We start from the raw sequence: 24,079 nt of genomic DNA on the forward strand, positions 1-24,079 counted from the left end.
CCGGCGCGGCAGGAGCCTTGATCATGCTGTCCGACGACATGGCGCGCTTTGCCATCGAGCACACGCCGCTTGAACTCTATTGGGCCGATTTCAATGGGCGCTTCGTCGAGGTGAACGCCGCCGCCTTGCGGGCGCTCGGATACAGCCGTGAGCAAATGTTCGACCTCGCGCTCTGGGATGTGGATCCCAATTTTCCGCCCGAGCGCTGGAGCGCCTTCGTCGAATCCTTGCGCCAGGAGCGTCACGCACGTCTGGAGACGCTGCATCGCCGTCGTGACGGTAGCTGCTACCCGGTCGAAGTCACGGTGTCTCTGGTCGAACATAACGGTGAAACCCTGCTCTTTGGCCTCGCACAGGACATCAGCGACCGCCGACGCATGGAGCGTGAATTGCAGGAGAGCGAGCAGCGTCTGCGCGTACTCATCAACTCCACGCCCGACATCATCTGCTTCAAGGATGGCGCCGGGCGCTGGCTCGAAGCCAACGAGGCCGATCTCGAACTCTTCGCCCTGACCGAGGTCGACTATCGCGGCAAGACCGACAGCGAGCTGGCCGACTACACCCACACCACATATCGTCACTCGTTCCTGGCCTGTGAGGCGACCGACGAGGCCGCCTGGCAGGCCGGTCGGCTCTCGCGCGCCGAGGAAGTCATCGAGCGGTTCGATGGGGTCGTCAAGATCTATGACGTCATCAAGGTACCTGTGTTCGAGCCGGACGGCCGGCGCAAGGGACTGATCGTGCTCGGGCGCGACATCACCGAGCGCAAATGCTTCGAGGAGGCGCTTCAGGAAGAACGCGGCTTCCTGCAGAACGTGATCGACGGCATCGACGATCCGATCCTCGTCATCGGTATCGACTACCAGGTGTTGCGCATGAACCGCGCGGCGCGCGACATCGCCGAACGCTCAGGGTTCATCGACCATTGCGCCGCCTGTTACAAGCTCGCCGCCGCCCGCCAGCGCCCCTGCAACCAGGACGATCATCCCTGTCCGCTGCGCACCGTCCGGGATACACGCCAACCCTGTAAGCTCATCCGGCACTATCGCGCCCCGGACGGCGCACTGCGTCAGTACGAGGTCGCGGCCAGCCCGCTGTTCGACGAGGCCGGCGAGGTGCGCGCCATCATCGAGGTCTCGCGCGACATCAGCGAACATCTCGCCCTGCTCGACGAGCTGCGCGAGCGCGAACTGAGCTATGCCCATCTCGCCCAGCACGACCCGCTCACCGGCCTGCCCAACCGGCTGCTGTTCGCCGACCGTCTCAGTCAGTCCATCCATACGGCGCATCGTCATCGGCGCCGGTTCGCCGTGCTCTTCATCGACCTCGACCGCTTCAAGCAGGTCAACGACAGCTTCGATCACAGCTATGGCGACCGGGTACTGACGGCGGTCGCCGAGCGATTGCGCAGACTCTTTCGCGAGGACGACACCATCGCGCGCATGGGCGGCGACGAGTTCACCGTCATCCTCAACCACATCCGGCACGACCAGGACGCCGCAACCGTGGCGAGCAAGATCCTGGATCTGTTCAAGCTCCCGTTCGAGGTGCTCGATCACAGCCTCTTCCTGGGCGCCAGCGTCGGCATCAGTCTCTATCCCGAGCATGGGACCACGGTCGATGATCTGGTGCGCAATGCCGATACGGCCATGTATCGCGCCAAGGAGAGCGGGCGCAACAACTTCCAGTACTACTCACGCGAGCTCACCGCTAAGGCCGTCGAACGCGTGCGGCTCGAATCCAGTCTGCACCGCGCGCTCGAACGCGGTGAGCTCCTGCTGCACTATCAGCCGCAGGTCGATCTGGAGCACGGCCGGGTGCGCGGGCTGGAGGCGCTGGTGCGCTGGCAACACCCCGAGGCCGGGCTGATCTCGCCGGCGACCTTCATCCCGCTGGCCGAAGAATCCGGAATCATCCTGGCGATAGGCGCCTGGGTGCTCGAACAGGCCTGCGGTCGGATGAAGGACTGGCTCGATCGCGGGCTGGTGACGGCCGAGACCCTGATCAGCGTCAATCTCTCGCCCAAGCAGTTCGATCAGCCGAATCTCGTCGCGCTGATCGACCGGATTCTGACCACGACCGGACTGGCGGCCGCTCAGTTGGAACTGGAGATCACCGAGTCGACCGTGATGCAATCCGTGGAACAGGCCGGTGATGTGCTGCACCGGTTGCGCGAACTCGGCGTCAAGGTCGCCATCGACGACTTCGGCACCGGCTACTCCTCGCTCATCCATCTCAAGCGCTTCCCGCTGACGACGCTCAAGATCGACAAGACCTTCGTCTCCGACATTCCGCACGATGCCAACGACACGGCCATCACCCGCGCCGTCATCGCGCTGGCCCATTCGCTGTCGCTGGAGGTGCTGGCCGAGGGCGTCGAGACCCAGGCCCAGCGTGCGTTCCTGATCGATGAAGGCTGCCCGCATGGTCAGGGCTATCTGTTCTCACGACCCCTGGACGAGAGCGGGATCGAGCCGTTCCTGCGCGAGCGGCTCGCTCAGGTCGAGTCCGCCGTGGACTCAGGCGCGCGTCCGTGACTGTGAGAGCGCGTTGATCGCGCGCGCTGCCGCGAACAGGCCGATGCTCGCCGTGACCGTGACCACTGAACCGAAGCCCGCGCAGTTGAGTCCGGTCGGCCCCGGACGGCTCGCGTCACAGACTGCCCCGGACGGCGGTTGGCGTAACGGCTCGACGGAATAGACCGCCTCGATGCCGAAGCGCTTGTTCGGCACGCGCGTGAAGCCGTGCGACTTGCGCAACTGGGCGCGCACCCGCGACAGCAGCGGATCCTGGATGGTGCGCGCGAGATCGTCGACCCGGATGCGGGTCGGATCGGCCTTGCCGCCGGCCGCGCCGCAGGTCACGAGCGGGATGCCGGCCCGATGACAGACGGCGATCATGGCCACCTTGGCGCGCACCGAATCGATGGCGTCGATCACATGATCGAAACCGGCGCCGACGAGTTCGGCAGCATTCTCGGGGGTCAGGAAATCCTCAATCAAGGTGAGGTCGCAGTCCGGGGCATAGCTGGCGATGCGCGCGCGCATGGCCTTGACCTTGGCCTGACCGAGCGTGGGGTCGGCGGCCTGGATCTGGCGATTGATATTGGATTCGGCGACATGATCCAGGTCGATCAGGGTGAGACTGCCGACGCCACTGCGCGCCAGCGCCTCGGCCGCCCAGGAACCCACACCGCCGATGCCCACGACACAGACATGCGCCGCCGTCAGCCGGTCCTGTCCCTCCTCGCCATAGAGTCGCGCTAGGCCGCTGAAACGGCGGCGGTCGTTGATCGTTTGTTCAGGGATCGGCAGGTTCGGCATGAGTCGCAAAACGGATGAAGCGCGAGCGTGACGTGCTCAGGGACAGTCAGTTGAACCAATGATGCCGTATCGGGCCGTTTCCGGTCCAAGGATATTCAAAGCAGGCTGGTGAACCGATCGATCGGCGTCTGTCCGCCGAGCATCGAGACCCTGGAGCCGGCCGTGTCAGACCGCCGTCTTGGGAAAGACCGCCTCCCTGATCCTGTCCGCCGTCAGCTCGGGTGCGCACGCACGGATGAAGCTCAGGGCATAGTCGCGCAGATAGCGCCCGCGTCTCAGGCCCAGCCGGGCGGTGTTGGTCTCGAAGAGGTCGGGCAGTTCGATCAGCCGCAGTCCGGCGTCGCGGACGGGGTGCCAGGCCATCGCCGCGATGAGTCCGACCCCGAGTCCCAGTTCGACATAGGCCTTGATGACATCGGCGTCGAGCGCGGACATGACGATCTCCGGCACAAGTCCGGCGCGCGCGAAGGCGGCGTCGATGCGCGCCCGACCGGTGTAGCCGGGATGGTAGGTGATGAGCGGATACTCGGTGATCGCCTCTAGGGTCAGCGGTCCGACCGCCGTCAGCGGATGCCCCTCCGGGACGATCAGCGCATGGCGCCACTCATAGAAGGGAAAGCTCACCAGATCCGGTTCGTCGGCCAGCGCCTCGGTGGCGATGCCGATATCGGCCTCGCCCGAGCGCAGACGCTCGACGATCTCGCCCGGGCCGCACTGATGCAGTTCCAGATGCACCCTGGGAAAGTGTGACTTGAAGCGTGTCACCACCGGCGGCAGGGCATAACGGGCCTGGGTGTGGGTGGTGGCGATGGCCAGATGTCCGGTGTCCTGTTGCGCGAACTGCTCGCCCAGCCGCTTGATGTTCTGGAGATCGAGCAGGAGTCGCTCGACGATCGGCAGCAGTTCCCGGCCGGGCGCGGTCAGTCCCAGCAGACGCTTGCCGCGGCGCGTGAACAGCTCCACGCCCAGCTCGTCCTCCAGATCCTTGATGTGCTTGGAGACGCCCGACTGGGCGGTGAAGAGCGCATTGGCCACCTCGGTCAGATTGAACTGACGGCGCACGGTCTCGCGCACGATGCGCAATTGCTGGAGATTCATCTCAGGCCGCCCGGTGCTCGAAGACGCGGATGCGCGAGGGCACCAGCCGCACGCGCTGTCCGGCGACCAGTCCGAGCGCCTGCACCTGATCGCGCGGCAGCACGACCTCGTAGTGCATCGGTCTGCCGCTGTCCGCGGTCGACGCCGGACTGTCGAGCTCGACTCTGGCATTCGCACCGAAGTTCAGCAGACGCGACACCGTAGCGGCGATGCCCTCGGCGCTGTCCGGATCGGTGACGATCTCCAGTTCGTGCGGACGCGCGAAGGCAATGGCCTCGACGCCCGGCGCCAGCGGGGCCGAATCGTGCGCCAGGGTCGTCTCGCCGACGCGCAGACCGTCCCGCTCGACCCGACCGTGGAAGGTATTGACGGCTCCGAGGAAACCATAGACGAAGGGCGTGGCCGGCTGTTCGTAGACCTCGATCGGGGTGCCCTGCTGCTCGACCCGGCCGCGATTCATCAGCACCACCAGATCCGCCACCTCCAGCGCCTCTTCCTGGTCGTGGGTGACGAAGACCGAGGTGATGTGCAGCTCATCGTGCAGCCGGCGCAGCCAGCGGCGCAGTTCCTTGCGTACCTGGGCGTCGAGCGCGCCGAAAGGCTCGTCGAGCAGCAGAACCTTAGGTTCGACCGCCAGGGCGCGGGCAAGCGCGATACGCTGACGCTGGCCGCCGGACAGCTGACTCGGGAAGCGATCGGCGAGCGGCGCGAGCTGGACGAGTTCGAGCAGGCGCATCACCCGCGCGCGGATCTCCGGCTCGCGGGGCCGCTCGCGTCTGGGCTTGACCCGCAGCCCGAAGGCGACGTTCTCGAACACCGTCATGTGCCGAAACAGCGCATAGTGCTGGAAGACGAAACCCACCCGGCGCTGACGCACATGGGTGTCGGAGGCGTCCTCACCGGCGAGGACGACCCGACCGCTGTCGGCGCGCTCCAGCCCGGCGATGACCCGCAGCAGCGTGGTCTTGCCGCAGCCCGAGGGACCGAGCAGCGCGGTCAGGGCGCCGCTCGGGAAGTCGAGCGAGACATCGTCGAGCGCGACGAAGGAACCGAAGGACTTGTGGATGTGTTCGACCTGGATGCTCATACTGAAATCCTGAATGCTGATCACGGTGTTCGGGTCAGGCGTCCACCGGGGCGTGTTGACGGGCCTTCCATTCGACGAGCGACTTGAGTCCCAGCGTGACGAGCGCCAGCAACGCCAGCAGCGAGGCCACGGCGAAGGCGGCGGCGAAGTTGTATTCGTTGTAGAGGATCTCGACGTGCAGCGGCAGGGTGTTGGTCTGGCCGCGGATGTGACCCGAGACCACGCTCACCGCGCCGAACTCGCCCATCGCCCGCGCATTACAGAGAATGACGCCATAGAGCAGACCCCACTTGATGTTGGGCAGGGTCACGCGCCAGAAGACCTGGAACCCGTTCGCCCCCAGCACCACGGCGGCCTCCTCCTCCTCGCGGCCCTGCGCCTCCATCAGCGGGATCAGCTCGCGGGCGACGAAGGGAAAGGTGACGAACACCGTCGCCAGCACCAGTCCGGGCACGGCAAAGACGATCTTGATGTCGTGCGCGAACAGCCAGGCCCCGAACCAGCCATGCGCGCCGAACAGCAGCACGAAGATCAGACCCGCGATCACCGGCGAGACCGAGAACGGCAGATCGATGAGCGTGGTCAGAAAGCGTTTGCCGCGAAACTCGAACTTGGCGATCGACCAGGCCGCCGCGACGCCGAACACCAGATTGAGCGGCACCGAGATGGCGGCGATCAGCAGCGTCAGGCGCACCGCCGCCAGCGCGTCCGGGTCGGAGAGCGCGGTGACATAGGTCAGCCAGCCCTTGCGCAGCGCTTCGGCGAAGACCGCGATCAGCGGCATCAGCAGAAAGAGCGCGAAGAAGCTCAGGGCCGTACCGAGGATCAGGCGCCTGACCCAGGGCGACTCACGGGTCGCGGCATTGGCTTCATAGCGGCGGGCATCGATACGCCCATGCAGGACTCCGGCGACGGCCATCAGCGATTCCTCCCAGTGCGCTTGGCGCTCCACGCCTGTAACAGATTGATGGCGAGCAGCATGATGAACGAAAAGACCAGCATCACCACCGCCACGGCGGTCGCGCCGACATAGTCGTACTGTTCGAGCTTGGTGATGATGATCAGCGGCGTGATCTCCGAGACCATCGGGATGTTGCCGGCGATGAAGATGACCGAGCCGTACTCGCCCACAGCGCGGGCGAAGGCCAACGCAAAGCCGGTCAGGAGCGCCGGCAGCAGCACCGGCAGCAGGACGCGGGTGAAGGTCTGACGGCGGTTGGCGCCGAGACTGGCGGCGGCCTCCTCCAGTTCGGTCTCCAGGTCTTCGAGGATCGGCTGCACGGTGCGCACCACGAAGGGCACGCCGATGAAGACCAGCGCCACCAGCACCCCGAGCGGGGTGAAGGCGACCTTGATCCCGAGCGGCTCCAACAGTGAGCCGATCCAACCGTTGCCGGCATAGAGCGCGGTGAGCGCGATGCCGGCAACGGCCGTCGGCAGGGCGAAGGGCAGATCGACCAGGGCGTCGATCAGCTTCTTGCCCGGAAACTCATACCGCACCAGTGCCCAGGCCAGCATCAGCCCGAAGACGGCGTTGATCGCCGCCGCCAGCAGCGCGGCGCCGAAGGAGAGTCGGTAGGTCGCCACCACGCGCGGGTTCGAGACGATGGCCCAGAACTCGGGCCACGACAGGCTCGCGCTCTTGATGAAGACCGCCGACAGCGGGATCAGCACCATCAGCGACAGATAGACCAGGGTGTAGCCGAGCGCCAGCGGGAAGCCCGGCAGCACCCGGGTCTGGCGGCTGGGGTTGAAGCGTGGTGCAGCGCCTAACGGCACCGGCATCCGGTGTGTCATGGTGATGGCCTCGGTGGCGGACGATGAACCCCAAAGCGTAGTGCAAGTATGCAATAACCAAAACGAACGAAAGGTTATTTGGTTATTCGCTCTGGCCATATCGCGCCCAAGCTATCTGCCGCGCGGATAAGTTTTGCAATTTTCCTTGGTTGGTATCGGGCGATACCGGCGTTCAAATAGCGGCCACAGTCATGACCACCCGGAGGAATGCACGATGAAGTCCCATATCACCCTGAAATCACGGCTTGCAGGCGTCGCACTGGGCTTCGCCAGTCTCGCCCCGACCCAGGCCGACACCACCCTGCTCAACGTCTCCTATGATCCGACCCGCGAGCTGTATCAGGAGCTCAACCCGATCTTCATCCGGCATTGGCAGGAAAAGACCGGCGAAAAGCTCAAGATCCAGCAGTCGCATGGCGGTTCCGGCAAGCAGGCGCGTGCGGTGATCGACGGTCTGGCCGCCGATGTCGTGACCCTGGCGCTGGCCTATGACATCGACGCCATCGCCGGGGCCGACCTCCTGGCCAAGGACTGGCCATCGCGCCTGCCCCACAACAGCGCGCCCTACACCTCGACCATCGTGTTCCTGGTGCGCAAGGGCAATCCGAAAGGCATCAATGACTGGGGCGATCTGGTCCGGGACGGCGTTGCCGTCATCACGCCCAACCCCAAGACCTCGGGCGGGGCGCGCTGGAACTATCTGGCCGCCTGGGCCTGGGCGGCGAAGCAATACGGCGGCGACGAATCCAAGGTGAAGGACTACATCACCCGGCTCTACAAGAACGTCCCTGTGCTGGATTCCGGCGCGCGCGGCTCGACCACGACCTTCGTGCAGCGCGGCATCGGGGATGTATTGCTGTCCTGGGAGAACGAAGCCTTCCTGGCGCTCAAGGAATTCGGCGCCGACCAGTTCGAGATCGTGGCGCCCTCGCTGTCGATCCTGGCCGAGCCGCCGGTCACGGTCGTCGATCGCACGGTCGACAAGAAGGGGACGCGCGCGGTCGCAACCGCCTATCTGGAATTCCTCTACTCGCAGGACGGGCAGGAACTGGCGGCCAAGCATTTCTATCGCCCGACCGATCCCGAGGTGGCGGCCCGGCACCAGGGCCGGTTCGCGGCGGTCGAGCTGGTGCGGATCGATGATCTCGGCGGCTGGCAGGCCGCGCAGAAGAAGCACTTCGCCGATGGCGGGGTGTTCGATCGGATCTACAGCCCTTCGTCACGCTGACCCCAGGACGCCCGGACGATCCCCGGCCGGGCCGGGGATCGACAGGATCGAGGCGCCGGAGCACTCGGCTCAGATTTCATAGTCGCTGCCCCCTTCGCTCAGGGCGCGCTCGATCACCCGGCGCGTCAGGTGCGGTGCGAAACCCTCGATGAAGGCATAGACATAGCCCCGCAGCCAGGATTTGCGGCGGATGCCCAGGTGGGTGACGCTGGCGTCGAACAGATGGCTCGCATCGACCACGCCCAGCCCGACATCGGTCTCGGGGTCATGGGCCATGCGGGCGATCAGTCCGATCCCCAACCCCATGCGCACATAAGTCTTGATGACATCGGCATCGAGCGCCGTCAGCACGATGCGCGGCTCCAGTCCGTGGGTCTGGAAGGCGCGATTCATCAGCCCGCGTCCGGTGAAGGCGCCGTCATAGGTCACGATCGGCCAGCGGGCGATGGCCTCCAGCGACAGGGGGTGGCTCTCCAGGATCGGATGACCCAGCGGAGCGATGACACAGCGGTTCCAGGCGTAGCAGGGCAGGCTCAGGAGTTCGGGCGCCTCGGCCACGGCCTCGGTTGCGATGACCAGATCGGCCTCGCCGGCGATCACCAGATCGCACACCTGGGTCGGATTGCCCTGACGCAACGACAGCCGGACATCCGGGTAGCGCGCGATGAAGTCACGGATCGCCGGCGGCAGCACATAGCGCGCCTGGGTGTGGGTGGTGGCGATGGTCAGACAGCCCGCCGTCTCCTGGCCGAACTCAGCGCCGACCTGGCGCAGGTTGTCCAGCTCGCCGAGCAGACGCGCGGCGATGGCCAGGACATGGCGACCCGGTTCGGTGACGGCCACCAGACGCTTGCCCTGGCGGCGGAAGATCTCGATCCCGAGTTCGTCCTCCAGCTGGCGGATCTGCTTGGAGACGCCCGGCTGGGAGGTAAAGAGCGCCTCGGCCGCCGCCGAGACATTGAGTCCCTGACGCGCGACCTCCTGGACATAGCGCAGTTGTTGCAGATTCATCGCGCTCGAACCCCAAATAACCAATAGTCATATCAATCTAACTCGAAATTCCTTCTGCGTCCTAACGGCGCTCGCTAGCATGGCCCGCATTCCTCATCCCCGAGACGAATCGCGAGTATCCCATGCACCTGAACGACGCCGATGAGCCGCTCCGCCTCCTGGAGCACATCACCCGCTTCCGCGATCAGACCCAGGCCTATCTGAACGGCGATCTGAGCGAGGAGGCGTTCCGCCCACTGCGCCTGCTGCACGGACTCTACCGACTGCGCGAGACCACCATGCTGCGCGTGGCCGCACCCCAGGGCCAGCTCTCCAGCGAGCAGTTGCGCCGGCTGGCGCGCATCGCCCGCGACTACGGTCTGGGCGAGGTGCATCTCACCACACGCCAGACCATCCAGTTCACCGGCCCGGCGATCGGCGCCGTGCCGCAGATCCTCGCCGAGCTGGCCGAGGTCGGACTGTCGAGCTTTCTGACCTCGGGCAACGGCATTCGCGGCATCGTCGTCGATCCGCTCGCCGGGCTGGCCGCCGACGAGCTGGAAGACCCGCGCCCCTGGCACGCGATCCTCGACCAATGGCGTCTGACTCATCCGCTCATGGGCCAACTGCCGCGCAAGTTCAAGATCGGCATCCACGGGGCGCGCACCGATCGCGTCACCCTGGCGGCGCAGGATCTGGGGCTGGAACTGGTGCGCGACGCGCACGGCGAGCTGGGTTTCCGGGTGCTGGTCGGCGGCGGGCTGGGACGCGGACCGCGACTGGCCCAGGAGCTGACGCCCTTCGTCCACTGGCCGCATCTGCTGACCTGGATCGAGGCGATCCTGCGTGTCTATGCGCGCGACGGGCGGCAGACCGATCCCTACAAATCAAGGCTCAAGAATCTGGTCCAGCGGCTGGGTCTGGTCGAGTTCCGCGCGCGGGTCGAGTCCGAATGGGCCTCCCTGCGCGATGGACCGGCCACTCTGACACCGGCCCAGGCCGAGCGCGCCGCACGCCCGTTCGCCGAAGCCCCGGCAGACGATACCGTATTCGCCGCGACGCCGGTTTCAGCCCCCGCGCCCAATGAATCAACCGAGTATCCGGTTTGGCGGAGTCAGAATGTGCAGCCCCACAAGCGCGCCGGTCAGTCCATCGTCACCCTCTCGACCAAGCGTACCGGCACGGCGCCCGGCAACCTGAGTCCGGAACAGTTGGAGCGGATCGCCGACTGGGCCGCGACCGAAAGCCGCGACGAGGTGCGTCTGACGCCCGCCCAGAACCTGCTGCTGACCCAGGTGCGCGCGGACCGTCTGTTCGCCCTCTGGGAGGACGTGCGCGCCTTCGGCCTGGACGGTCCCAATCGCGGTCTGCTCACCGACCTGGTCGCCTGCCCCGGCGCGCGCGAGTGCGATCTGGCGCACGGCGATTCGCTGGGACTGGCCGCCGCCATCCAGGCCCGCTTCGCCGACGCCGATGACGTGCGCGATATCGGCCCGCTCGATCTGCGGATCTCGGGCTGCGTGAACGCCTGCGCCCATCACAACCTCGCCCACATCGGTATCCGGGGTCTGCGCAAGCAGGGCGAATCCCGCTACCAGATCCTCATCGGCGGGCGCTCGGGCCGCGAAGCACGGCTGGCCGAGCCGCTCGGCCCCTCGTTGGCCGCCGACGAGGCGCCCGAGGCGGTCGCCGGGCTGATCGCACTCTATCGCCGACACCGGCAGACGGGTGAGACCTTCGATGCCGCCGTGCAGCGACTGGGCGCCGAACCCTTCAGATCCATCGTGACCAGGGCGGCGGACGCCGCCCCTCAGGAGACACCCCATGACTGAACGACGTCAGCCTTCCCTATCGACCGACACCCTGCCGACCCGTGAAGCCGCCGCGATCGAACTCCTGTCCCAGGTCTGCCGCGAGCTGGATTCCATCGTGTTCGCCACCAGCCTCGGCGCCGAAGACATGGTGCTGACCGAGATCATCCGGCGCGAACGCCTGCCGATCCGGATCTTCACCCTCGACACCGGGCGGCTGCCGGCCGAGACCCTGGAGCTCATCGAGGTGGTCGAACGCCACTACGGGACGCAGATCGAGCGCTACGCGCCACACGCGGACGCCATCGCCGATTATGTGAGCCGCTACGGTCTCGACGGTTTCTACGACTCGGTGCCCGCGCGTCAGGCCTGCTGCCGGGTGCGCAAGCTCGAACCCCTGAAGCGCGCCCTGGCCGGTCAGTCGGCCTGGGTCACGGGTCTGCGCGCCGAGCAATCCGTCACCCGCGCCGAGTTGCCGGCGCGCGAATGGGATGCCGCCAACGGTCTGGAGAAGATCAACCCGCTCGCCGACTGGAGCGAGCACGAGGTCTGGGCCTTCATCCGGCACCATCGGGTGCCCTACAACCCGCTGCACGACCAGGGTTATCCCAGCATCGGCTGCGCCCCCTGCACCCGCGCCATCACGGTCGGCGAGGACGTGCGCGCCGGGCGCTGGTGGTGGGAGAACCCCGAGACCAAGGAATGCGGACTGCACCGGCGTGAGTTCGCGCCGCGCCAGCCGTCCGCCCATCCAGCGATCGAACGCGACAGGAGCGCCGCATGACCCGACTCGACACCCGCACCCTCAGCCATCTCGACTGGCTGGAGGCCGACGCCATCCACATCCTGCGCGAGGTGGTCGGCCAGTGCGCCAACCCGGCGCTGCTGTTCTCGGGCGGCAAGGACTCGGTCTGCCTGCTGCGGCTGGCGGAGAAGGCCTTTCGTCCCGGCGCCCTGCCCTTTCCGCTGCTGCACATCGACACCGGGCACAACTATCCCGAGGTGATCGCATTCCGCGACCGACGCGCCGCCGAGCTGGACGCGCGCCTCATCGTGCGCTCGGTGGAGGACTCGATGGCGCGCGGTTCGGTGGTGCTCCGGCATCCGAACGAATCGCGCAACCGTCATCAGTCGGTGACGCTGCTGGAGGCGATCGCCGAATTCGGTTTCGACGCCTGCATCGGCGGGGCGCGGCGCGACGAAGAGAAGGCGCGCGCCAAGGAGCGGATCATGAGCTTTCGCGATGCCTTCGGGCAGTGGGATCCCAAGCACCAGCGCCCGGAGCTGTGGAACCTCTACAACGCCCGCGTCCATCCGGGCGAGAACATCCGTGCCTTCCCGATCAGCGACTGGACCGAGCTGGATGTCTGGCACTACATCCAGCGCGAAGGGCTGGAACTGCCGTCGATCTATTTCGCCCATCGCCGACCGGTGGTGCGCGCTAACGGGCTGCTGCGCCCGGTCACGCCCCTGACCCCGGCCCGGCCGGGCGAGACGGTCGAGGAGCTGCGGGTGCGTTTTCGCACCGTCGGCGACATCACCTGCACCGCGCCGATCGAGTCCGAAGCCGACACACTCGACGCCATCCTGTCCGAGACCGCGCTCACCACGCTCAGCGAGCGCGGCGCCACCCGGCTCGACGACCACGCCAGCGAGTCCTCGATGGAGGATCGCAAAAAAGCCGGCTATTTCTGAGAGGACAGGCCCATGTCATCCCCACACGAATTTCCCGCCATCGATCACGGTCTGCTGCGCTTCCTGACCTGCGGCAGCGTCGACGACGGCAAGAGCACCCTGATCGGGCGTCTGCTCTACGACACCAAGGCGATCCTCGCCGATACCCTGCACGCCATCGCCGCGACCTCGCAACGTAAGGGTCTGAGCGAGCTGGATCTGTCGCTCCTGACCGACGGACTCCAGGCCGAGCGCGAACAGGGCATCACCATCGATGTCGCCTACCGCTATTTCTCGACCGGCACGCGCAAGTACATCATCGCCGACGCGCCCGGGCACGAGCAGTACACGCGCAACATGGTCACGGCCGCCTCGACCGCCCATCTGGCGATCATCCTGGTCGACGCGCGTCGGGGCGTGCAGACCCAGACGCGCCGGCATTCCTATCTGGCCCATCTGGTCGGCCTCCCGCATCTGGTGGTGGCTGTCAACAAGATGGATCTGGTGGACTACGATCAGGCGGTGTTCGAGCGCATCCGCGCCGAATATCTCGACTTCGCCGCGCGGCTCGGGATCGAGGACGTGCGGTTCATCCCGCTCTCGGCGCTCCACGGCGACAACGTGGTCGAGCGCGGCGAGCGGCTCGACTGGTACGAAGGACCGACCCTGCTGGAACTGCTGGAGACGACGCCGGCCGCCCACACCGAGCGTCCCGAGTCCTTCCGCTTTCCGGTGCAGTACGTGCGCCGTCCGCGCGACGCGGCCAATCCCGATCTGCACGACTATCGCGGCTACATGGGACGGGTGGAGTCGGGCGAGATCGCCGTCGGCGATCCAATCATGGTGCTGCCTTCGGGACGGAGCAGTCGCGTGCGCGACATCCAGATCGGCGGCGTCAGTCAGTCGAGCGCCATGCACGAGCAGTCAGTGACCCTGCTGCTGGAAGACGAACTCGACATCTCGCGCGGCGATCTGCTGGTCCGGCCGGATGAGGCGCCGCCGACGGTGCGCGAGCTGGAGGCGCATGTCTGCTGGCTCACCGAGACGCCGCTCTCGCCTGCACGCACCTATGTGCTGCGTCATACCACCCGCGAGGTCCGGGCCAGGGTCAAGCGCATCGACTATCGGCTGGATCTCAACCGGTTGGAACAGGAGTCCGCCGACCGACTCGACATGAACGACATCGCCCGCGTCAGCCTGACGCTCGCCCAGCCGATCTGCCCCGATCCCTATGCGCTCAATCGGGCCACAGGTGCTTTCATCCTCATCGACGAGAGCACCAACGATACGGTCGGGGCCGGGATGATCGTCGAAGCTAGCGCGTCACCATCACCCTGATCCCCGTCTCGTCCGGCTCCAGCATCCGCCCGATGCGACGGGCCGGAATGCCCTGAGCGCCGAGTTCGGCCAGGGCCGCGTCCACCCGCTCGGGCGGAAAGGCGATCAGCAGACCGCCCGAGGTCTGCGGATCGGCGAGCAGGAGCGACTGCCATTCGGCGAGCGCCGGATCGATCCGGGTCTGTTCCAGACAGGCCTTGAGGTTGTTGCGCGCACCGCCGGGAAAGACGCCGGCCTCGGCCAGCGTCCGGGCTTCATCCAGGATCGGGATGGCCGGCCAGTGCAGTTCGGCGCTCAGACCGGCTCCGCGCGCCATCTCCAGCAGATGACCCAGCAGGCCGAAGCCGGTGATGTCGGTGGCGGCACGGGCGCCATGACGGACCATGATCGCCGCCGCGCGGTCGTTGGCCGTCAGCATCAGCTCGGTGACACGCGCGACTCCCTCAGGCGAGAGCCGTTCGTTCTTGAGCGCCGTAGTCAGGACACCAACGCCGAGCGGCTTGGTCAGCACCAGCACATCCCCTGCCCGCGCGCCGCCCTTGATCACCAGTCGATCCGGATGGGCGATGCCGGTCACGGCCAGCCCGAACAGCGGCTCGGGACTCTTCACCGTATGCCCGCCCACCACAGGCACCCCACAATCCGCCGCCCCGGCGATCAGTCCGCGCAGGATTTCGGTCAGCACCGCGAGCGGCAGGCGCGTATCCGGAAAGGCCGCGACCGAGACCGCCGAGACCGGACGCGCGCCCATGGCATAGATATCCGACAGACTGTTGATCGCCGCGATGCGTCCATAATCGAAGGGCGAGTCGACCACGGGCGTGAAGACATCCACGGTGCTGACCACCGCCAGCTCGTCCGACAGGCGCACGACGCCGCAGTCGTCCGGGTGCTCCAGGCCGACGATGACATCCGGATGCTGGGTCAGCGGCAGTTCGCGCAGAACCTGCGACAGCTCGGCGGGGCCGAGTTTCGCCGCTCAACCCGCACAGGCGGCGAGCTGGGTGAGTCTGATGTCCATGAGGCACCGAGTGGAAATGGAACGATGGGGGTCGATCTTAGCCATCCGAAGGGAAAAAGGCGACCACTGATCGTGCGGTAATGGACATTTCATCCAGTCTGCGTTATCAGTGTCGCGTCGATCGAATGATCGGCCAAGTGATTGATTCGCATATCAGAATAAAGGTGTTTCAGCGATTTCTGATGGAAGATCGCCGAATCGCCACGGCGACGCGATCGCCATCGACCACCCGGAGCAAAGGAGCGGATGATGACTCTATCCAGACGGCAATTCTTCAAGGTCTGCGCCGCCGGCGCAGGCACCACCAGCCTAGCGCTGCTGGGCTTCTCGCCGGATCAGGCGCTCGCCGAGGTGCGCGCCTTCAAGCTGGCGCGCGCCACCGAGACCCGCAACACCTGCCCCTATTGCTCGGTGGGCTGCGGCGTCCTCATCTACACCCTCGGCGACGGCTCCAAGAACGTCCGCTCCGAGGTCATCCATGTCGAGGGCGACCCGGATCATCCGGTCAATCGCGGCACACTCTGTCCCAAGGGCGCGGGCCTCAAGGACTTCATCCAAAGCGAGGGCCGGCTGCTCTATCCCGAATACCGCGCGCCCAACTCGCGCGAATGGCAGCGGATCTCCTGGGACGAGGCTTTTACCCGCATCGCCCAACTGATGAAGGAGGACCGCGACGCCAACTTCATCGCCACCAACGAGGCCGGTCAGACCGTCAACCGCTGGCTGACCACCGGGATGCTCGCCGCCTCGGCCTCCAGCAACGAGACCGGCTATCTGACCCACAAGTTCGCCCGTAGCTTGGGGATGCTCGCGTTCGACAACCAAGCGCGTGTCTGACACGGCCCGACGGTGGCAAGTCTTGCCCCGACGTTCGGCCGTGGCGCCATGACCAATCATTGGGTCGATATCAAGAACGCCGATCTCGTCCTCATCATGGGCGGCAATGCCGCCGAGGCCCATCCCTGCGGCTTCAAGTGGGTCACCGAAGCCAAGGCCCATCGCAAGGCCCGGCTGGTCGTGGTCGATCCGCGCTTCACCCGCTCTGCGGCAGTGGCCGATTACTACGCCCCGATCCGCGCCGGCAGCGACATCGCCTTCCTCGCCGGACTCATCAACTATCTCCTGAGCCACGACAGGATCCATCACGAGTACGTGCGGAACTACACCGACTTCAGCTTCCTGGTGAAGACGGATTTCGCGTTCGAGGATGGCCTCTACAGCGGCTATGACGCCGAGACCCACAAGTACGACCGCTCGACCTGGGGCTATCAGCTCGGCGAGGACGGCTATGTCGTCACCGATCCGACGCTGCAAGACCCGCGCTGCGTCTACCAATTGATGAAGGCGCACTATGCCCGCTATACGCCCGAGATGGTCGAGGGCATCTGCGGCACGCCACGCGACGCCTTCCTCAAGGTCTGCGAGATGATCGCCGAGACCTCGGCGCCGGATCGCGCCATGACGATCATGTATGCGCTCGGCTGGACCCAGCACTCGCAGGGCTCGCAGATCATCCGCACCGGGGCCATGGTGCAGTTGCTGCTCGGCAACATCGGCAAGCCGGGCGGCGGCATGAACGCCCTGCGCGGCCACTCCAACATCCAGGGGCTGACCGACCTGGGCCTGCTGTCGAACCTGCTGCCGGGTTACATGACCCTGCCGGGCGAGAAGGAACAGGACTTCACGGCCTATCTGGAGAAACGCTCGCCCAAGCCGCTGCGGCCGGGTCAGATGAGCTACTGGCAGAACTATCCCAAGTTCTTCGTCAGCACCATGAAGGCCTGGTTCGGGGACGCGGCGACGGCCGACAACGACTGGGGCTATCACTGGCTGCCCAAGCTCGACAAGACCCACGACATCCTCCAGGTGTTCGAGGACATGAACGCCGGCCGGATGAACGGCTACATCTGCCAGGGCTTCAACCCGCTCGCCTCGGCGCCCTGCAAGATCAAGGTCTCCGGCGCCCTGTCGAAGCTCAAGTATCTGGTCGTCATCGATCCGCTGGCCACCGAGACCTCGGAGTTCTGGCAGAACCACGGCGAGTACAACGCCGTCGATCCGACCCGGATCGCCACCGAGGTCTTCCGCCTGCCCTCGACCTGCTTCGCCGAGGAGGACGGCTCGCTGGTCAACTCGGGCCGCTGGCTCCAGTGGCACTGGAAGGCGGCCAACCCGCCGGGCGAGGCGCGCAACGACCAGGAGATCATCGCCGGGATCTTCCTCAAGCTGCGCGAGCTGTACCGGACGGACGGCGGAGCCTTCCCCGATCCGATCCTGAATCTCGCCTGGAGGTACAAACAACCGCACTCGCCCGCACCGGATGAGCTGGCGCGCGAGTTCAGCGGCCGGGCGCTGGCGGACGTCACCGACCCCAAGGACGCGACCAAGGTATTGGTCAAGAAGGGCGAGCAGCTCAACGGCTTCGCCGAGCTGCGCGACGACGGCTCGACGGCCTGCGGCTGCTGGATCTTCGCCGGGGCCTGGAGCGAGAAGGGCAACCTCATGGCCCGGCGCGACAACTCCGACCCCTACGGGATCGGGCAGACGCTCGACTGGGCCTTCGCCTGGCCGGCCAACCGCCGGGTGCTCTACAACCGAGCCTCCTGCGATCCGGCGGGCAAGCCCTATGATCCGAGCCGGATGCTGGTCGCCTGGGATGGGCTCAGCGGGCGCTGGAGCGGGTCGGACATCCCGGACTTCAAGGCCGACTCCAACCCGGCCGACGGCATGGGTCCGTTCATCATGAACCCGGAGGGCGTGGCGCGCTTCTTCGCCCGCGACATGATGGCGGATGGTCCCTTCCCCGAGCATTACGAGCCGCTCGAATCCCCGCTCGCCAAAAATCCCATGCACCCGGACAACCCGCTGGCGCGGTCCAATCCGGCGGCGCGGGTGTTCGAGGGCGACCGGGAGAACTTCGGCAAACCGGACCGCTTCCCCTATGTGGCGACCACCTACCGGCTCACCGAGCATTTCCACTACTGGACCAAGCACTGCCGGTCCAACGCGGTGGTGCAGCCGGAGCAGTTCGTCGAGATCGGCGAGGCGCTGGGGGCCGAGCTGGGCATCCGCTCGGGCGATCCGGTGCGGGTGCGCTCACAGCGCGGCTTCATCGTCGCGGTGGCGGTCGTCACCAAGCGGCTGCGCTCCTTCGTCCTGGACGGCCAGCCGGTGCACACGGTCGGCATCCCGATCCACTGGGGCTTCACCGGGGTGGCGCGCAACGGCTATCTGGCCAACACCCTGACGCCCTTCGTGGGGGACGCCAACACCCAGACGCCGGAGTTCAAGTCGTTCCTCGTCAACGTCGAAAAGATCCAGCGCGTCGTCTAGGAGGCGGACATGGCACTGCAATCACTCGATATCCAGGCCCGTTCCGCCACCACCACCGCCGTGCCTGGGGTGCGTGAGACGCTGGACGTGGCCAAGCTGATCGACATCTCCAAGTGCATCGGCTGCAAAGCCTGTCAGGTCGCCTGCATGCAGTGGAACGACTTGCAGGGCGAGATCGGGCACAACCACGGCGACTATCAGAACCCCAGGGATCTGAACGACACCACCTGGACCCTGATGCGCTTCTACGAGGTCGAGCCCGAACCCGACCGGCTGGAGTGGCTGATCCGCAAGGACGGCTGCATGCACTGCGCCGATCCCGGCTGTCTGGCCGCGTGTCCGGCGCCGGGGGCGATCGTGCGTTACAGCAACGGCATCGTCGACTTCCACCAGGAGCACTGCATCGGCTGCGGCTACTGCATCACCGGCTGTCCCTTCGACATCCCGCGACTCTCCAAAAAGGACGAGAAGGCGTACAAGTGCACGCTCTGTTCGGATCGGGTCGCGGTCGGGCTGGCGCCGGCCTGCGTCAAGACCTGTCCGACCGGGGCCATCACCTTTGGCGGCAAGGACGAGATGATCCGCCATGCCGAGACGCGGGTGGCGGATCTGCGCGAGCGGGGGTTCGTCAAGGCCGGGCTCTATGATCCGCCCGGCGTCGGCGGGACGCACGTCATGTACGTGCTGCAGCACGCCGACCGGCCCGAGCTCTACGGGCTGCCCAAGGATCCGACCATCAGTCCGCTGGTCGAGCTATGGAAGGGTGCGGCCAAGCCGCTGGCGATCGCAACCATGGCGCTGGTCGGTCTGGCCAGTCTCTTCCACTATGTCACCAAGGGTCCGAACGCGGTCTCGCGCGAGATCGAGAAAGAGACCGAGCACGAAGAGGAGGAACAGGCATGAGACGCGACCCGCGAGATCTGGTCCGCTACACCGCCGGCCAGCGTGCCGTGCACTGGATCGTCGGCATCAGCTTCATCCTGCTCGGGATGTCGGGGCTGGCGCTGTTCCATCCGGCCTTCTATCCGTTCAGCCTGCTGTTCGGGGGCGGCGCCTGGACGCGCATCCTGCATCCCATCATCGGCGTGGTGATGGCGCTCGCCTTCGTGGTCATGGTGATCCGCTTCACCCGCTACAACCTGATGCGTCGGGTCGACTGGCAGTGGATCGGGCGCATCGGCGAGATGGTCAACGGCAGCGACGAGACGATGCCGGCACAGGGCAAGTACAACGGCGGGCAGAAGCTGCTGTTCTGGCTGCTGCTGATCTGCATGCTGCTGCTGATTCCCTCGGGGGTCGTCCTGTGGCGTGCCTATTTTGACTTCCCGGTCGAGTGGGTGCGCTGGGCGGCCGTGGTGCATTCGGCGACCGCCGTGGTCATGATCTGTCTGATCTTCGTGCATGTGTATGCCGCCATCTGGGTCACGGGCACCATCCGCGCCATGTGGTACGGTACCGTCACCCGCGCCTGGGCCAAGCAGCATCATCGGACCTGGTATGAGGAAGTGACCAAGCCGTAGCATCGCTTGGGTGAGACAAGACGACGGACACTGTGGTCCGTCGTCGCGCGTTGAGCATTAAAGGATCACAACATGGTCAAATTGAATCTAAAATCATTACTTTGGATGTTTTTGTCTTTTCTCTGTATGTGCTCATCAACCCTGGCTGAAGAAATAAAAATTTTTAAGGAAGGAGGGGTTTATCATCTACCTGTAAAAATCAACCAATCTATCGAACTTAATTTTATTATAGATACAGGAGCTAGCACTGTACATATTCCAATAGATGTTGCTTTGACGCTTATGAGAGCTGGCACTATTTCAGATTCCGATTTCTTGGGAGAGCAGTCTTACAAGACAGCAGATGGCTCGATCGTTGAAAATATGAGATTTAATTTGCGCAATATTCGGATTGGCGAAAAATCAATTCATAATGTAGAGGCATCCGTCGGCTCTATAGAAAGTCCTTTGCTTTTAGGGCAAAATGTACTCGCGAAACTTGAGCCTTGGCATCTTTCGACTAGCCGAGGTGTTTTTGTATTTGGAGAATCCTTTGCGCCTCAACCACCAGAAAAACAAGATAATAATGCGGTCAATCCCGAAGCTGAATCCGTAGAATTAAAAGTTGCTTTTATCAACTCGCCAGGGGATGGTTTTCTTGCTTTGCGAACCAGTCCAAGCACAGCAAAAGGGCAAATTATTTCTAAAATACCGCACTTATCACAAGTTCATTTAAACGAATGCATTTATATCTCAAGCAATAGCAGGTGGTGCAAAGTAAGTTACGCTGGAGTTATTGGTTGGGTTTCTGCGCGCTACCTTGATGAGTTAGATTTTCCGACAAAAAACGGCTGGATACTCCAGGTTGCAAGCTTTACTGATCGCGAGCGCGCAAAAAAAATGGAGCAACAAATTAAACATTCCGGATTCAAAGCCTTTGTTGAAAAAGCCTTAATCAACAACGCTGTCTACTATCGAGTTTGTTTGGGGCCAGAAAAAGAACGCCAAGACATAGAATCTTTATCTTTGTTTGTTCGAGAAAAAATGGGGTTGACCGGAGACATAAGGGAATATGAATAAAAGAATAAATGATCTACTGCCATCCATAGCCGCACTGCCCCACTCTGAAAAATTCCTTTTGGTGCGTTTTGTTCTGGAGCAGATAGAAAAAGAAGAAGGTCTTGCATCAGGAGAAATTTCGCGCTCTAGTGAAGGGTTCGATCCGCGTCGATTCTTCGGGGCAGCCCGCGAGCCGCGTCTAGACATCGATGAGTATCTGGCAGGTTTGCGAGAGGGCTGGAATTGATGGGATACCTGATCGATACAAATGTCGTCATCTATTATTTCAACGGCCTGACGGATGATGAAACCCTCCATACTCGGTTCGCCGAGAGCTTCAACGTATCGATCATCACCAAAATTGAATTTCTGGGATGGGGGAAGTTTTCCGAGGATCGCAAACTTCATGCTCAGGCACGCGAATTCATGGTGTATGCCACGATCATGGGCCTTACTGAGACGATTGCCGAGCAAGCCATTTCACTAAGACAGCGGTTCAAGAGCAAAACACCCGACGCCATCATCGCTGTAACTGCCCTGGTAAACGGCTTGACCGTTATCACCAATAACACACAGGACTTCACTCGCCTTGGGGTCGAAACCGTCTCGATCAGGCTGAAGTAACCGATGCTTGCAATCACTCCAACCGGGACCATGCATGTCATCCACGCACACCCTGCAACCCGGCGAGATCGAGTCCTTCTCACAGGAGCCACAGCGCAGGTGATGGCTGTGGCTCCTTTTTGCACTCCATTCGCGTAGACTTCGATGGTCGCCGGTCTCCCGGCCCGACTCCTGGAGTCCCTCCTGTCAACGGCCTCGGTTCGAGCGAGACCGAGCCACCCGTGTCAATGATCGATGCACAAAAGGCGCAGGAACATGCTGATGAAAACACTCTCGATCAGATCCAAGATCTTGCTGGTTTCGATCACCCCGATACTCGCCGTCGTCGGTGTCCTCCTGACGCAGACGATCACCAGCCAACGGCAGGCCGGGGCCGAACGGATCGAGAATACACGCGCGCTCCTGATGGCCGAGAAAGAGGCGCAGTTGAAGCACTATGTCGAACTGGCCATCAGCTCGATCAAGACACTCTATGACCCCGCCGGTCCCAACGATGCCGACGCCCAGGAGCGCGCCCGGACCATCCTGCGTCAACTCGATTACGGCCAGGACGGCTACATCTTCGTCTATCGCTACGACGGCACCTGCGAAGTGCTCGGCCCGAAACCCGAGCTGGAAGGCAAGAATGTCATCGACATGCAGGACAAGGACGGAAAACCCCTGATCCGGTCGCTGATCCAAACGGCGCAGGCCGGCGGAGGCAGCTACAGGTATAAATGGGACAAGCCCTCGACAGCCGACCTGGTGGACAAGTTGAGCTATGTGGAGGCGCTGGACAAATGGCAATGGGTGGTCGGCACGGGCTTCTATATCGATGACATCGACCAGACGATCGCCCGGATCTCCAGAGAGGTCGATGCGGAGATCACCTCCCGGATCCTCGCGGCGGCACTGATGGCGGGTCTGCTTATCGCCCTGTCCACGGTGGCGAGCGTCTGGCTCTCGCGCCGCATCAGCCGTCCCCTGGCGCACACCTCCGACGCCCTGCTCGAGATCGCCGATGGCGATGGCGACCTGACCCGGCGTCTCGTCGCGGACAGCGCCGACGAGGTCGGCAAGCTCTCGGCCGGATTCAACACGTTCGTCGGCAAGATCCATGGCATCATCCAAAGCGTCGACGCGGCCACCGGACGCCTGATCGCCGCCGCCGAACGGATGCTCGAGAACGCCAACCAGGCCAACACGTCCGCGCGCGGACAGCGGCAGGGGACCGATCAGATCGCCGTCGCCATCAACCAGATGACCGCGACCGTTCAGGAGGTGGCGCGCAACGCCGCCGATGCGGCCCAGGCGGCGCATATGGCTGACGGGCGCGTGCAGGAAGGCATCTCGACCGTGGACGGCACCATCGCCTGCATCGGTGAACTGGCGCGACTGTCGGACGACGCGGCCGAGCTGGCGCAGCGTCTCGCCGCCGAGAGTGCGAGTATCGGCTCGGTGCTGGACGTGATTCGCGGCATTGCCGATCAGACCAACCTGCTCGCCTTGAACGCCGCGATCGAGGCGGCCCGCGCCGGTGAGCAGGGACGCGGGTTCGCGGTGGTCGCCGACGAGGTGCGCACCCTGGCGAGCCGCACGCAACAGTCGACCCTGGAGATCCAGGACATGACAGTGCGCCTGCAGAACGGCACCAAGGCCACGGTCGAGATGATGAACCTCAGCGCGGAGCAGACCAAGCAGGCGGTCGAGGTCGCGCAGCGAGCGGGCGACAGCCTGCGCGCCATCTCCGAGGCGGTCGGGACCATCACGGCGATGAACTCGCAGATCGCGACCGCCGCCGAGGAACAGGGCGCAGTCGCCGAAGAGATCAATCGCAATGTCACTCACATCTCCGACATCGCGGATCACTCCGAGCACGCCGCCAGAAGTTCAGCCGATACCGCGCACGAAGTGACCGAACTGGGCCGCAACCTCAGTGCCCTGGTGGGTCAGTTCAAGGTCTAGGTGGTTTGCGTCAACTACCCCCGCCTGAAGGCGAGGGCTTGTGAGGCGACTCGCAAGCCGGGTTGACCAGGGACAGCGGTGAACATCCGCTCCGTTTGCACCAGGTCGCTGAGACCCACTCCGGGATGCTTCCTCAGTCCCGGACCCTGGAAGGTCGGAATCATGCAGGCGAAAGGTAAAGCGCCGAAGGTTCCGATCGCCGCCGCGAGGCGGGAGCCGGTTGCAGACATTCCCGAGGGGAGCGAGCCGCGAG

General features: G+C 64.5%; 20 protein-coding genes. 13 read left to right on the plus strand and 7 right to left on the minus strand.

What is annotated here, in order from left to right:
• Nucleotides 1-23 precede the first annotated feature (23 nt).
• Nucleotides 24-2,537, plus strand: a complete 2,514-nt coding sequence (locus HW932_RS05475) for an EAL domain-containing protein (RefSeq protein WP_176975482.1) — start codon at nucleotides 24-26, stop codon at nucleotides 2,535-2,537.
• Here the strand turns inward: HW932_RS05475 and HW932_RS05480 are convergent.
• The 5 genes from HW932_RS05480 to cysT form a co-directional block, all read right to left on the minus strand.
• Nucleotides 2,520-3,323 (minus strand): tRNA threonylcarbamoyladenosine dehydratase, encoded by an 804-nt coding sequence (locus HW932_RS05480; protein ID WP_176975483.1) that lies wholly within the window; start codon nucleotides 3,321-3,323, stop codon nucleotides 2,520-2,522. The two genes, HW932_RS05475 and HW932_RS05480, sit on opposite strands and share 18 nt — an antisense overlap.
• 165 nt (nucleotides 3,324-3,488) lie before the next feature.
• The gene (locus HW932_RS05485) at nucleotides 3,489-4,421 is read right to left on the minus strand and encodes a CysB family HTH-type transcriptional regulator (protein WP_176975484.1); all 933 of its coding nucleotides are present in this window, start codon (nucleotides 4,419-4,421) and stop codon (nucleotides 3,489-3,491) included.
• 1 nt (nucleotide 4,422) lies between these two features.
• Nucleotides 4,423-5,508 carry a sulfate/molybdate ABC transporter ATP-binding protein gene (locus HW932_RS05490; RefSeq protein WP_176975485.1) on the minus strand — a complete coding sequence of 362 codons (1,086 nt, stop codon included), beginning with the start codon at nucleotides 5,506-5,508 and terminating at the stop codon, nucleotides 4,423-4,425.
• Nucleotides 5,509-5,542: 34 nt separating this feature from the next.
• Nucleotides 5,543-6,427, minus strand: coding sequence for a sulfate ABC transporter permease subunit CysW (gene cysW, locus HW932_RS05495; protein ID WP_176975486.1), 885 nt, complete (start codon nucleotides 6,425-6,427; stop codon nucleotides 5,543-5,545).
• Entirely contained in the window at nucleotides 6,427-7,305 is an 879-nt protein-coding gene (gene cysT / locus HW932_RS05500; protein WP_222932233.1) for a sulfate ABC transporter permease subunit CysT, read from the minus strand. Before cysT ends, cysW begins: the two co-directional genes overlap by 1 nt.
• A 214-nt stretch (nucleotides 7,306-7,519) precedes the next feature.
• On the opposite strand from cysT, the gene HW932_RS05505 reads away from it, so the two are divergent.
• Nucleotides 7,520-8,533, plus strand: coding sequence for a sulfate ABC transporter substrate-binding protein (locus HW932_RS05505; protein ID WP_176975487.1), 1,014 nt, complete (start codon nucleotides 7,520-7,522; stop codon nucleotides 8,531-8,533).
• Between the two features lie 69 nt (nucleotides 8,534-8,602).
• Here the strand turns inward: HW932_RS05505 and HW932_RS05510 are convergent, their stop codons facing one another.
• On the minus strand, nucleotides 8,603-9,544 hold the full coding sequence (locus HW932_RS05510) for a CysB family HTH-type transcriptional regulator (RefSeq protein WP_176975488.1): 942 nt from the start codon (nucleotides 9,542-9,544) through the stop codon (nucleotides 8,603-8,605).
• Nucleotides 9,545-9,666: 122 nt separating this feature from the next.
• Between HW932_RS05510 and HW932_RS05515 the strand changes: the two genes are divergently transcribed.
• The 4 genes from HW932_RS05515 to cysN are packed head-to-tail and all read left to right on the plus strand — an operon-like array spanning nucleotide 9,667 to nucleotide 14,346.
• Entirely contained in the window at nucleotides 9,667-11,355 is a 1,689-nt protein-coding gene (locus HW932_RS05515) for a nitrite/sulfite reductase (protein WP_176975489.1), read from the plus strand.
• Nucleotides 11,348-12,118 (plus strand): phosphoadenylyl-sulfate reductase, encoded by a 771-nt coding sequence (locus HW932_RS05520; protein WP_176975490.1) that lies wholly within the window; start codon nucleotides 11,348-11,350, stop codon nucleotides 12,116-12,118. The genes HW932_RS05515 and HW932_RS05520 overlap by 8 nt, the downstream gene beginning before the upstream one ends.
• Nucleotides 12,115-13,029: a sulfate adenylyltransferase subunit CysD gene (cysD, locus tag HW932_RS05525; protein WP_176975491.1), complete on the plus strand. Its 915-nt coding sequence runs from the start codon at nucleotides 12,115-12,117 to the stop codon at nucleotides 13,027-13,029. The genes HW932_RS05520 and cysD overlap by 4 nt, the downstream gene beginning before the upstream one ends.
• 12 nt (nucleotides 13,030-13,041) lie before the next feature.
• Complete coding sequence (cysN, locus tag HW932_RS05530) at nucleotides 13,042-14,346, plus strand: sulfate adenylyltransferase subunit CysN (protein ID WP_176975492.1); 1,305 nt, start codon at nucleotides 13,042-13,044, stop codon at nucleotides 14,344-14,346.
• On the opposite strand, the gene selD is transcribed toward cysN, so the two are convergent.
• Entirely contained in the window at nucleotides 14,324-15,367 is a 1,044-nt protein-coding gene (gene selD, locus HW932_RS05535) for a selenide, water dikinase SelD (protein ID WP_425485096.1), read from the minus strand. The two genes, cysN and selD, sit on opposite strands and share 23 nt — an antisense overlap.
• Nucleotides 15,368-15,616: 249 nt before the next feature.
• On the opposite strand from selD, the gene fdnG reads away from it, so the two are divergent.
• From fdnG to HW932_RS05570, 7 genes are all read left to right on the plus strand, one after another.
• Nucleotides 15,617-18,700 (plus strand): formate dehydrogenase-N subunit alpha, encoded by a 3,084-nt coding sequence (gene fdnG, locus HW932_RS05540; RefSeq protein WP_176975493.1) that lies wholly within the window; start codon nucleotides 15,617-15,619, stop codon nucleotides 18,698-18,700.
• 9 nt (nucleotides 18,701-18,709) lie between these two features.
• Complete coding sequence (fdxH, locus tag HW932_RS05545; RefSeq protein WP_176975494.1) at nucleotides 18,710-19,603, plus strand: formate dehydrogenase subunit beta; 894 nt, start codon at nucleotides 18,710-18,712, stop codon at nucleotides 19,601-19,603.
• Entirely contained in the window at nucleotides 19,600-20,220 is a 621-nt protein-coding gene (locus HW932_RS05550; RefSeq protein ID WP_176975495.1) for a formate dehydrogenase subunit gamma, read from the plus strand. Before fdxH ends, HW932_RS05550 begins: the two co-directional genes overlap by 4 nt.
• Nucleotides 20,221-20,292: 72 nt before the next feature.
• On the plus strand, nucleotides 20,293-21,279 hold the full coding sequence (locus HW932_RS05555; protein WP_176975496.1) for a retroviral-like aspartic protease family protein: 987 nt from the start codon (nucleotides 20,293-20,295) through the stop codon (nucleotides 21,277-21,279).
• A complete protein-coding gene (locus HW932_RS05560) occupies nucleotides 21,272-21,505 on the plus strand; it encodes a hypothetical protein (RefSeq protein WP_176975497.1) in 234 nt (77 codons plus the stop codon). The genes HW932_RS05555 and HW932_RS05560 overlap by 8 nt, the downstream gene beginning before the upstream one ends.
• Nucleotides 21,505-21,882, plus strand: coding sequence for a type II toxin-antitoxin system VapC family toxin (locus HW932_RS05565; RefSeq protein WP_176975498.1), 378 nt, complete (start codon nucleotides 21,505-21,507; stop codon nucleotides 21,880-21,882). Before HW932_RS05560 ends, HW932_RS05565 begins: the two co-directional genes overlap by 1 nt.
• Nucleotides 21,883-22,143: 261 nt before the next feature.
• Nucleotides 22,144-23,826, plus strand: coding sequence for a methyl-accepting chemotaxis protein (locus HW932_RS05570; protein ID WP_176975499.1), 1,683 nt, complete (start codon nucleotides 22,144-22,146; stop codon nucleotides 23,824-23,826).
• The last annotated feature ends 253 nt before the right edge of the window (nucleotides 23,827-24,079 follow it).

The sequence above is a fragment of the Allochromatium humboldtianum genome (assembly GCF_013385175.1).
GTDB classification, from domain to species: domain Bacteria; phylum Pseudomonadota; class Gammaproteobacteria; order Chromatiales; family Chromatiaceae; genus Thermochromatium; species Thermochromatium humboldtianum.

Excerpts from the sequence above, each read along its gene's own strand:
- HW932_RS05555 (WP_176975496.1), top strand. The coding sequence starts at position 20,293 with ATGGTCAAATTGAATCTAAAATCATTACTTTGGATGTTTTTGTCTTTT.
- cysT (WP_222932233.1), bottom strand. The coding sequence starts at position 7,305 with ATGACACACCGGATGCCGGTGCCGTTAGGCGCTGCACCACGCTTCAAC.
- HW932_RS05515 (WP_176975489.1), top strand. The coding sequence starts at position 9,667 with ATGCACCTGAACGACGCCGATGAGCCGCTCCGCCTCCTGGAGCACATC.
- HW932_RS05510 (WP_176975488.1), bottom strand. The coding sequence starts at position 9,544 with ATGAATCTGCAACAACTGCGCTATGTCCAGGAGGTCGCGCGTCAGGGA.
- HW932_RS05480 (WP_176975483.1), bottom strand. The coding sequence starts at position 3,323 with ATGCCGAACCTGCCGATCCCTGAACAAACGATCAACGACCGCCGCCGT.
- HW932_RS05560 (WP_176975497.1), top strand. The coding sequence starts at position 21,272 with ATGAATAAAAGAATAAATGATCTACTGCCATCCATAGCCGCACTGCCC.
- HW932_RS05490 (WP_176975485.1), bottom strand. The coding sequence starts at position 5,508 with ATGAGCATCCAGGTCGAACACATCCACAAGTCCTTCGGTTCCTTCGTC.
- HW932_RS05550 (WP_176975495.1), top strand. The coding sequence starts at position 19,600 with ATGAGACGCGACCCGCGAGATCTGGTCCGCTACACCGCCGGCCAGCGT.
- cysD (WP_176975491.1), top strand. The coding sequence starts at position 12,115 with ATGACCCGACTCGACACCCGCACCCTCAGCCATCTCGACTGGCTGGAG.
- HW932_RS05505 (WP_176975487.1), top strand. The coding sequence starts at position 7,520 with ATGAAGTCCCATATCACCCTGAAATCACGGCTTGCAGGCGTCGCACTG.
- HW932_RS05565 (WP_176975498.1), top strand. The coding sequence starts at position 21,505 with ATGGGATACCTGATCGATACAAATGTCGTCATCTATTATTTCAACGGC.
- fdxH (WP_176975494.1), top strand. The coding sequence starts at position 18,710 with ATGGCACTGCAATCACTCGATATCCAGGCCCGTTCCGCCACCACCACC.
- HW932_RS05570 (WP_176975499.1), top strand. The coding sequence starts at position 22,144 with ATGAAAACACTCTCGATCAGATCCAAGATCTTGCTGGTTTCGATCACC.
- HW932_RS05520 (WP_176975490.1), top strand. The coding sequence starts at position 11,348 with ATGACTGAACGACGTCAGCCTTCCCTATCGACCGACACCCTGCCGACC.
- HW932_RS05475 (WP_176975482.1), top strand. The coding sequence starts at position 24 with ATGCTGTCCGACGACATGGCGCGCTTTGCCATCGAGCACACGCCGCTT.
- HW932_RS05485 (WP_176975484.1), bottom strand. The coding sequence starts at position 4,421 with ATGAATCTCCAGCAATTGCGCATCGTGCGCGAGACCGTGCGCCGTCAG.
- cysN (WP_176975492.1), top strand. The coding sequence starts at position 13,042 with ATGTCATCCCCACACGAATTTCCCGCCATCGATCACGGTCTGCTGCGC.
- cysW (WP_176975486.1), bottom strand. The coding sequence starts at position 6,427 with ATGGCCGTCGCCGGAGTCCTGCATGGGCGTATCGATGCCCGCCGCTAT.